4 protein-coding genes are annotated in these 9,989 nt (G+C 58.1%); 3 read left to right on the plus strand and 1 reads right to left on the minus strand.

Translation table 11 applies throughout. The features are described from left to right. Positions 1-70: 70 nt before the first annotated feature. Complete coding sequence (locus PMI37_RS30760) at positions 71-1,150, plus strand: patatin-like phospholipase family protein (RefSeq protein ID WP_008088948.1); 1,080 nt, start codon at positions 71-73, stop codon at positions 1,148-1,150. Positions 1,151-1,235: 85 nt separating this feature from the next. Further along, entirely contained in the window at positions 1,236-1,592 is a 357-nt protein-coding gene (gene queD, locus PMI37_RS30765; RefSeq protein ID WP_007915588.1) for a 6-carboxytetrahydropterin synthase QueD, read from the plus strand. A gap of 59 nt (positions 1,593-1,651) precedes the next feature. Here queD and PMI37_RS30770 read toward each other — a convergent pair whose 3' ends face one another. Continuing rightward, entirely contained in the window at positions 1,652-8,767 is a 7,116-nt protein-coding gene (locus PMI37_RS30770) for a TcdA/TcdB pore-forming domain-containing protein (RefSeq protein WP_008088949.1), read from the minus strand. A 303-nt stretch (positions 8,768-9,070) separates the two neighbouring features. Here PMI37_RS30770 and PMI37_RS30775 point away from each other — a divergent pair, with 303 nt between their 5' ends. Next, positions 9,071-9,883: an alpha/beta fold hydrolase gene (locus tag PMI37_RS30775; protein WP_008088951.1), complete on the plus strand. Its 813-nt coding sequence runs from the start codon at positions 9,071-9,073 to the stop codon at positions 9,881-9,883. The last annotated feature ends 106 nt before the right edge of the window (positions 9,884-9,989 follow it).

Here is a 9,989-nt window from a genome sequence, read left to right on the forward strand (position 1 = left end):
CTGCGGCAGCTCCTACAGGAATTTGTGACATGTGCTTATAATTGTTTGCTTGCTAACGATCGAGACCGGTATGACCGCCATCCACATCAAATTCCCCGCCCTCACCCTTAAAGCCGGCCCTCGCGCCATGGCGCGGATTCGCGCGCAAGGCCTGAACGCCGCTGACGTCGGCACCCTGCCCGGCGCCGCCGGTGGGCCGAAGGCGTTGGGGATTCAGGGGCTGGATCTGGCGCTGTTCGGTGAATGGCTGCCGAGTGCGCCGCGCGAGCGATCGCTGATCGGCGCCTCGGTCGGTTCCTGGCGCTTCGCCAGCGCCTGCCTGCCGGACGCCGCCGAAGGCATCCGCCGTCTCGGACATCTGTACGCCGAGCAGAACTTCAACAAAGGCGTGACCATGGCCGAGATCAGTCAGAGCTCGCAGCGCATGCTCAATGACCTGCTCGATGGCCGCGACGCGAGCATCCTCGACAACGCGCATTACCGCTTGAACATCATGGTGGTGAAAAGTCAGGGCCGTCTGGCTGATGACCATCGTGGTCGCCTCGGCCTGGCACTAGGTTCGGTGATCGCCGACAACCTGCGAGGCCGCGCGCGGCTGTCGCGGCACTTCGAACGGCTGATCATCCACGATCCGCGTCTGGCGCCACCGGTGAATGCGCTGAACGACTTCCCCTCGCGCTTCGTCGCCCTGAATGCCGGCAACCTGCGTCAGGCGCTGCTGGCCTCGGGCTCGATCCCGATGGTCATGGAAGGCGTGCGCGACTTGCCGGGCGCCGGTGCCGGCACCTTCCGCGATGGCGGTCTGCTCGACTATCACCTCGACCTGCCCTACAGCGGCGACGGCATCGTGCTCTATCCGCACTTCACCGACCGGGTGATTCCGGGCTGGTTCGACAAGACCCTGCCGTGGCGCAAGGCTTCGGTGCAGCGCTTGCAGGACGTACTGTTGCTTGCGCCGTCGAAGGAATATCTGGCGCGCCTGCCTTACGGCAAACTCCCCGATCGTAATGACTTCAAACGCTTCATGGGCGATGCGCCGAGCCGGCAGAAATACTGGCATGCGGCGATGGACGAAAGCCGCCGTCTGGGTGATGAGTTCCTCGAACTGGCTGCCAATGGTCGCCTCGCCGAGCGCTTGCTGACCCTTTAGTCAGCACGCCCAAACACAAGCTGGTAAACTCGCCGCCTGCCCGAATCGCTGCGGCGAACACCATCTGAACAGAGCCGAAAATACCGTGGAAATCTTCAAGGAATTTACTTTCGAATCCGCCCACCGCCTGCCGCACGTCCCGGACGGCCACAAGTGCGGACGTCTGCACGGTCACTCGTTCAAAGTGGCGCTTCACCTGAGCGGCGACCTCGATCCGCACACCGGCTGGATCCGCGATTTCTCCGAGATCAAGGCGATCTTCAAGCCGCTGTACGAGCGTCTGGATCACAACTACCTGAACGACATTCCCGGTCTGGAAAACCCGACCAGCGAAGTCCTGGCCAAATTCATCTGGAATGAAATGAAGCCATTGCTGCCGGAACTGAGCGCGATCCGTATCCACGAGACCTGCACCAGCGGTTGCATCTATCGCGGCGAGTAAAATGCAAAAGGGTCGTGAGCTGCATTGCTCACGACCCTTTTTTTATCCGCTCACAGCGTTCATGCGCTGAGTGCGTCGATCACCGTCTTCAACTCGAGGGTCGCCCCTGCTTCCTGCGTTCGCCGCAGGGCCGTCATGAGTTGCTCGACATTCAAACGCTGCTCCTGCCCTTCGATGACCATGCGCAAGAACATCGGTACACGCGATTCTTGATCCTGCGGCTCGACGTCGCGCACGATCAGGGTATGCGCATTGTCCGGATCGATCAGCATCAAGTGCCCTTGCGCTTCGGACAACAGCAGTCGCTCGTTGCCGGCCATCTCCAACACCAATGTGTGCTCGACCGATACCCCGTCTTCAGCCGCACGCCGACGATCCAGCACAATACAGTCCAGTCGCTGCCAGGCCTCTTGCGACACGCGGCTCGTCTGCGTCAACGAGCCGAAAGCAAGGATCAGCGTCTCGACACCGTCGAGCAACAAGGGCTGCAAGTCACTGATCTCTACGGAGCTGTCCAGCGTGAGCACCTCGCCCACGCGGCCGGCATGGCTGTCGGTGAGCCAGATGTAATCCCTTGATCCGCGATTGAAAACCAGATTGTCCTGCGGGTCGAACAGCAGCGTTTCCTGCTGTTTCTTGACACCCAACAGCGCTGACCACTGCCCGTCGGGTCGTGCGCTGACCTCATACAAATGATCCTGATCCGCAACGTAGTAGGTGTAGCGCCCGCCGCTGCTTTCAACCGGCAATATCGGCGCGTGAGCATGGCCTGCCAGCAGAGCCCTCAGACGTTCGCGCAACGACAAACCGGAGTCTCTGGCTTGAGACCATTGATTTTCCACACTGACGATGCGTGCAGGTTGTCGATCCAATAGCTCCAGGTTCACGCCTTCACGCGTTCGCCCCCGCAACCCCTGGCCGTCAGCGACCACCTCGACAAACGCCCACTCGGACCAGACTTTTTCTGCCGCTGGCAGTCGTTCCGGCGCCAGCAGTCGTGTGCCAGTGGCAAACACCTCTCGCAGATCTTTTAACGAACCTGTCGCCTGACGATAGAGTTGCCCTGCCTCGATATCCAGTAACCATGCCGCCTGGCCATCCGGGGTCAGACTGAGCAACGCCAGTTCTTTGCCGGGGCTGACCTGGCTCACTAACAGTTGACTGTCGACACACCAGGCCGCGAGCAACGTGCCATGGCTGAAACCCGCCAGGCCAATCACGGGAATGGGTTGCTTGCCATGCTGCTCGACCAGCGCGGGCAGTGCCCCCAGCCAGTCCGTGTGCTGTTCGAGCCAGCGCTTGCCGACGCCAATAAAGGTCAGCACGGCATTTTTATCGACCTCGAACAGTTGGCCATCGGCTTTCGTCAGGATGTAGCGTCCTGCCGAATGAGTCAGCTCTGTCACGTTGCTTTCGATGACTTCATCCAGTGCGGTGTCATAGCCTGAAGGATTGGAAAAAACCCGTAGCAGTTGCTTGTGGGTCACATCGTAGATCAGCATCGCGTCACTGGCCGACTCGTCCCACATCAGCATGATTCGCTGCACCGGTTCCTGAGCGAGCTGATCGTCATTCACATAGAACCTGTCGTCACTCAAACGCAGCCAGCCCGACAGGATCGCCGTGTTGTCGGCATACCCACGCAGCCCCACAAACGGCGCGGAGGTCCAGGTACTCATCGGTATATCCACAGCGATAATTTCATCCAGTTGCGGGTCAGGTTGGCGGAATCGATCCAACGGTGCCTTCCAGTACGCCTGCATGCCGACCGCTTCATTCCAATGACTTTCATAAGCGTTGATATGAAAGAAGGTGATCGTATTGGCAGAGATCAGATATTCCAGGGTGTAGCGGGTGGTCTCATCCCTGGTTTTTTCCTGGACGACGCGCAGCTTTCCATCAGCGGTCAACTCACAGCCGATGATGGTCGAACCTTTCCGCGGACTCAGCAGACGATAGGCGTGCCTGATGAGACCGGTGCTGACGTCGACGCGCCATACCGTTGCGTGCGCGGGGTGATAGAACCACGCCTGCTGACCCGAGACCGCGCCCAATACAACGCCCTCAAGCAACGAGGCCGGAAGGTTGCGCACGTACAGCACTCGGTTCTCGGCCACGTCGTAATAACCGGTGGTGTAGTGCACATCGGATTCACGGTTGAAGGGGACAATGAAGTGATGCAGCGCCACGTAACCGTTTGCCAGCCGGTTGGCCTGCGCAAGCGCACGCAGGCGCGTCAACACCAGGGCCATGTCGACCGGTTCATCGCTGCTTTCAGCCGTGCGCTTGTTCAGCGTGACAGACAATAACTGCCAAGTGTTTTTCTCACGATCAAACTGAAAGCGTTCGCCCCCCTTGAGCTGGAGGAAACCTTTGAAGCCAGTGATTCTGACTCCGTCGACGAGCAGATCATCGCCCTCGAATCCGACCTGTTTTTCACTCGCCCAAGGGGCACTGATCAACCAGCTCACGTCATTGAAGGGTTCGTACTTCGCCAAGCGTACCGCGACGATCCCCGGGGTCAGTCCGAGCTGATAGACCCCGGATTGGCCGGTGATGTCGTAACTGATGAGCTGATGCCATTCCTTCGGCAATTCGGGAATAACCAACTGCCGGGCCTGTTCATCGAGCTTCACCGTGATGGCGGTCGGCTTGTTGACGGGGAGCAGTTTGTAAAGGATGTGCGGCAGTGAGGGCGTGGAGAAAAACTTGAACCGCTGATCCGGGTCAGGCCAGGCAAATTCCAGCGTCTGCTTCCAGTCATCGAGAATATTCGGAAACGAGGTGCTGATCGCCTCGATGCCACCCTTGTACGCGGGCCTGCCCTCGTAGACCGTCTGGTAGGTTCGCAGACGCAAGAAAAGATCCTCGTCCGGCCCATGCCCGGATGACCCTAACTGGTATTCATAACCGTAGTAACAGAGCGGCGTGCAGGGCAGCACGACGGCGTGGATTTGCCGCTCACTGTTGCCGGCGAATTCAAAGCTGTCCGCGCGGCCAAGCGCCTCGCGAATATTGATGGCCCGGTGCATGTCCTCCGGTTTCGCGCTGTAATCAGGCAGCCCCAGCGTCGAGAAATTCGCTGGGAAAAACTTCTGACTGTCGAACCTTACCCGACGCGCCTGTAAATCCAGCTCGGTGATGACCGCTTCAACCGCAAACCTCAATACCCCGTCCTCACATTCGACACCCTCCTGCCCATAGGCTTCGTGAATCATGAACAGGTGCCGGCCAACGGCCCGGGCCTTGTCGCTGATCTGCCCCAGGTTGCTGGCAATCGCTGTGAAGCCGATGCCGAGCCCCAGCAACGGCACTGCCAGAAACGACGCCACCGTACCCACCGTCCCGCCTACCGCCAATGCGGTCAGGTCAAATCCGAGCGCCGCCACGTTGAACACCAGCTGGGTGGTAAGTCGCGACCGCTCTTCATCATTGTTTGCCAGCGTCAGGCCATGGATGTCGAAGCCAATGTTGACCAGCGAAAAGCCGATCCCGACGCCGGTCGAGACCCGCCCGAGCAACCGTCCCGACAAAGAAGCATGTTGTTTGACCAACGCCTCTTCGCTGGCCGCCACCTGGCGTACCAGGTTGATCATCTGCACCGAATCCGTTACCACGCCATAAGCCAGTTGCGCGTAACTCACATAAACTTGCACCTGCATGGCGATAGACAACGCCGGCACTGAACCCGCCTTTTGCTGATACTCGCGACTGCGCATTTCTGTCACCAGTGTCTGGATCGCAAAGGCGAAACTCAGCCGACTGCCACCCTCTCCCGCTCCAGGACCGCCGGCATTGCCGGAGACCGCATCGACCAGTTGCTGAATATGCTTTTTGATTTTGATGAAACGCGTATCGGCGGTAGTGACAAGGACCGTTTTTGCGGGATTGAGCGCGTCCACCATCGTCAGGCTGAAGCCCTGCGCTACGCTGCCCTTGACCGTCTCGAGCAAAGGCAGGTATTCGCCGCTCAGGGCGTATTTGTCACGCAGTTGTGTGGTCGCCAGATCGAGTTCACGCGTGAGGTAACGAGCATCCAGTTGTGACAGGCTTTCGCCCATTCGCGCGTTTTCCGAGAGCTGGCGTGTACGCAGCGTGGCCTGTTTATCCCACACGCCGACGGTCTGATCACCGGCAATCGGCGCGCTCTCCAGCAGACTGCCGACTTGCAGACTTGAAGGCAGCACTGTTTCAGCGATAGCGGCGGCGTTCAGTTCAACCACCCTGAACTGCAAGTCGGTCGCATCGGCCAGCCCATACAACCCGGCCAATTCAGCGCCGTCGCGCCGCAAATGGTCTTCGATACCTTGCTGCATCAACGCGCCCTGAGCAAAACCATACACCGCAAAATTCGGTTCGAAGAAGCGATAGCTGGTGTTGTCGCCCGTCACGACTTTGGCCACCAGCAACGCGTGGCTACCGGTATCAAGCAACAGAACGGCGGTGTCTGTTTTCGCTTCGAGGGTTTGCATGATCGCTGGCAGATCGTGCTGCCCCAACAGCGTGCCGACCTCGAACAAGCGCACATCACTCAGATCGTCCAGTGCCGACAGCAAGGCACGGGAATCGGCTTCGTGCGCGTCCAGGCTGGCATTGGCGACCCGGCCGATAACGGCGCGCTCGGCACCCTCGCCACGGCTGAATGCTGCAGCCATGAGCAATGCCAGGGGATAACAGCGACGGCCGGGATCACCCGGCGAGTGCACCAGAAACGCCTGCGGCAATTGCCGGACAGACACCGCGCCACGGCTGAAAAACTGTTCACGGACACTCGCGGCATATTTAAGAATCCGCGTACGGTATTCCCATTGCGCGGTGCTATTGATTTGCGCAATGCGCTGGCCCCATTGCTTGAGGGTCATGGGTTCAGTCAACGCCAGTGCCTTGAGCGCATGGGCGCTCTGGTTGCCTGGCTTGGCCTGGCGCGCCAACGCTGCCTGGAAAGCCTGCGGCTGACGCGTCAGCAAGACTTTTTCGATCGCTTTAAAACGCGCGAAAACGCCACCGTCGGCGGTTTCACTGGCAAGTGCTTGCGCCGCTTGCCAGGCATCGGCAAATCCTGCGGCATCCAGAGTCTGTGCACCAAACAGTCCGCCGATGATAGCCCGATGCAACGGACTCAATTGCTCAAGCGGCAGCGAACCACGTTCCAGGTGCACCAGCAGCTCATTGAGATTACGCGGATGCTGCGCCCCGATGGATTGGGGTATTTCGTCGATCGTCTGATTGAGTATCTGCCGGCGTTCATCGAGGCTCAGACTGGCATTGCTCTCGAACACCACGTCACCCGTGAGCTTGTCGGTCATGGCGCGGATAAAGGGGTCGCCCAGATCATCGATCAGGCGTTGAACAATCGCGGTCACCAGCACCGGCTTGCCCTCGACCACCGGCCAGCCGCGCTTGAAGGTCAGCGTATTGCCGGGTTTAAGCAGTTCCTGCAGATTGCCGGTGTAACGCGCTTTGAATTTGCCGTCGCGCCAGGCTTGTTGTTCGTTTTGCACCCATACAGAGTTGCCGTCAGCGCGTTCAATCCAGCCACTGATCAACTCCTCCTCAGTCGCGGTGTTATAGCCCTCTTGCAGGTATTGCGACGCCTGGATTTCTGAGGCACCGCGGGTTGTGTATTGATAATCCGTGAATAAACGAGACGCCACCAATAGCGCTCCCGGCCCGGTCAAGGCGATAGTGCCTCCGGCTCCAGGCACCACACCATCACGATGGTAACCGTCAATGGCACTGATGATGCTTCCTTCATAAGTCTGCCAGATCTGCTTTAACGCCACGTTTCCGGAAAAAGGAAAGTCCACCTCATCCAACATGTTTTGAATAACACCAAAACTGCTCTCATCACTCCACGCTCGCCCGGTTTTATCCAAGTGAAGTTCTACCGCTTCAATCACATTGTAGTAATAACGAATCAGTTTCAGGGTGGCGCTGGTCATCCCCGCCCGCGGATGCGCAGCGATATACGCATTCATCAATTTCGGCGCAACATCACCTGTTGGCGGGTTAGAGGCCCCCATACCCAACATATCGCCAGAAGCAGCCTGGCGTATGAGGGGCGCAAAAATTCGATCAAGGGGCGGGTTACTTTCTGCAAACGCTTCAAGTGGGGGGAGGTACTCTTTCGGAATATGCTTTTTCAGATTCTTGTATCGACTTGCGTCGCGACCCGGCATTAATTGCCGATTGTGATCAAGTATTAATTGCAGGACACCTGAGCGAGCCTCATGGCTTAACGTTGAAAGATCAACTCCGCCCATTTCGCTGACCAATGGCGGTAAGTAGTCAAGGTCGCTGTAGGTACCGCCCTCCTGATAGACAGCTTGCAAACGCACCAGATCAGAAGCGGCTGCAAAGTTACCCCTCAAGGAAATTTCTCGGTCATAAGCAGACCACAGGAAATGCGATGCGAATTCCTCTCGGGCATTGCGCAATCGCACACGGTCGTCGGCCATGTCCAGATGGCTTTGCAAATACCGTTTGCGCGCAGCGAGCAGTTGCGACTTATCCTGGGCAAACGCCTCGACCAGAAACTCGATACGTGCCTCGTCAGCACCAAGGCCGCGCCGTTGCGCCTGGTGGATGAAATCAAACGCCTGACGCCGCAGCACGGCCAGTCGTTCTTCATAGAGCTGGCCGAGCGCAACTCTGGAAATCGGTTGGTCGCCACCCGAGCGCATGGCATCTGCCTTGGCCGCCTGAATGAGCGTGCGACTGACATCGAAAGCCATCAACGCGTCCGGGTCGTACCAGATATTGAAAGTGAAACCTTCGGGAGCCCGGGCTTTCCAGATGTTGAAGTAATCGCGCTGGTTGGCGCCAAACATGGCACCGCCCACCCAGACAAAATGCATCTGGCTGGGCACCTCTGTTGCAGAAAGTGTCACTGTGTTCTGCAGACGCCGATGGTATTCATCAACTTTATTGCGCAAGTAGCCAATGCCTTCATCGTTAGAGCCTCGCCCTAACGTCTGCAGTGTTTCCTGCAACAGACTTATGACCTGAAACATACCCTCTGACGTTTCCTGTACCTGCGCAGCGGCGTAATACCGGAGCGCCGCCTCGTATTGCTCGGTACCGTGGAAGGCTGACAGAACTGCTTTAAATCCCACAGGATCAACAAAGGTGTGCCATTCCTGATGTTCACTGTTAACGAACTGCTCTAAAGCCATTTTCAATAAATCCATTTAATATGAAACAAGAAAACACTGACCCACGGTTTGTCGCCACTTACTGGCAACGAGACCGACACGGCAAATGCAGAACTAAAACAAAACTACTCAGCCTGAGCAAAAACAGCAAAAACAATACATCACAGATCATTACTGACATATTCAATGAACAATGAACATTTCCAGACAAACACTACTGAACAATGAACTTGCGTGACCTGACATCCAACACTTGATAAAACTTCAACACGCCAGCCTTGATTGATTATGCTAGTGGCTGAAAAACGCGAGGAGGACAGCCCCATGACGAACGGATTGCTGGATCAAGTCTTCGACTTCAACGGTCAGCCGGTGTGGCATGCGGTCCGTGGCGACGGCCCGCCGCTGGTGTTCGTGCATGGCACGCCCTTCTCGTCCTGTGTGTGGCATCGCATCGCGCCCTTCTTTTTCGCCACGCATCGTGTGCACTGCTTCGATCTGCTCGGTTATGGGCGCTCTGCAAAACCCGACGCCGATGTCTCCCTTGGCGTACAAAATCAATTGTTGGCGCAGTTACTCGATCACTGGGCTATTCAAAACCCCGACGTCGTTGCTCACGACTTTGGCGGTGCCACGGCGCTGCGCACGCACCTGCTCAATGGCAAGGATTACCGCAGCCTGACGCTGATCGATCCGGTGGCGCTGACGCCGTGGGGGTCGCCGTTCGTGCAGCATGTGCGTCAGCATGAGGCGGCATTCAGCGGCCTGCCCGATTACATCCAGCGCGCCATCGTGCCGACCTACGTTCGCGGGGCGATTCACCGGGCGATTCCTGACGACGAACTCGCACCCTACGTTGAGCCATGGCTCGGCGATCCGGGGCAAGCGGCGTTCTATCGGCAGATTGCGCAGATGGACGAGCGCTATACCCGTGAAGCGGAAAACTTGTATCCGAGCATCCGCTGCCCGGTACAGATTCTCTGGGGTGAGCAGGATCAGTGGATCCCCATCGAGCGTGGCCGAGCGTTACATAAAATGATCCCGGGATCACAATTCCACCCGATTCCCAACGCCGGCCACCTCGTCCAGGAAGACGCTCCCGAGGCCATCGTCGCCGCCCTGCTGCGCTTTCTCTGACCTTGATCGTTCCCACGCTCTGCGTGGGAATGCCTCAACGGACGCTCCGCGTTCGGCTTTGGGTGGGACGCGGAGCGTCCCGGGCTGCATTCCCACGCAGAGCGTG

Source organism: Pseudomonas sp. GM80 (assembly GCF_000282515.1).
Lineage (GTDB): Bacteria > Pseudomonadota > Gammaproteobacteria > Pseudomonadales > Pseudomonadaceae > Aquipseudomonas.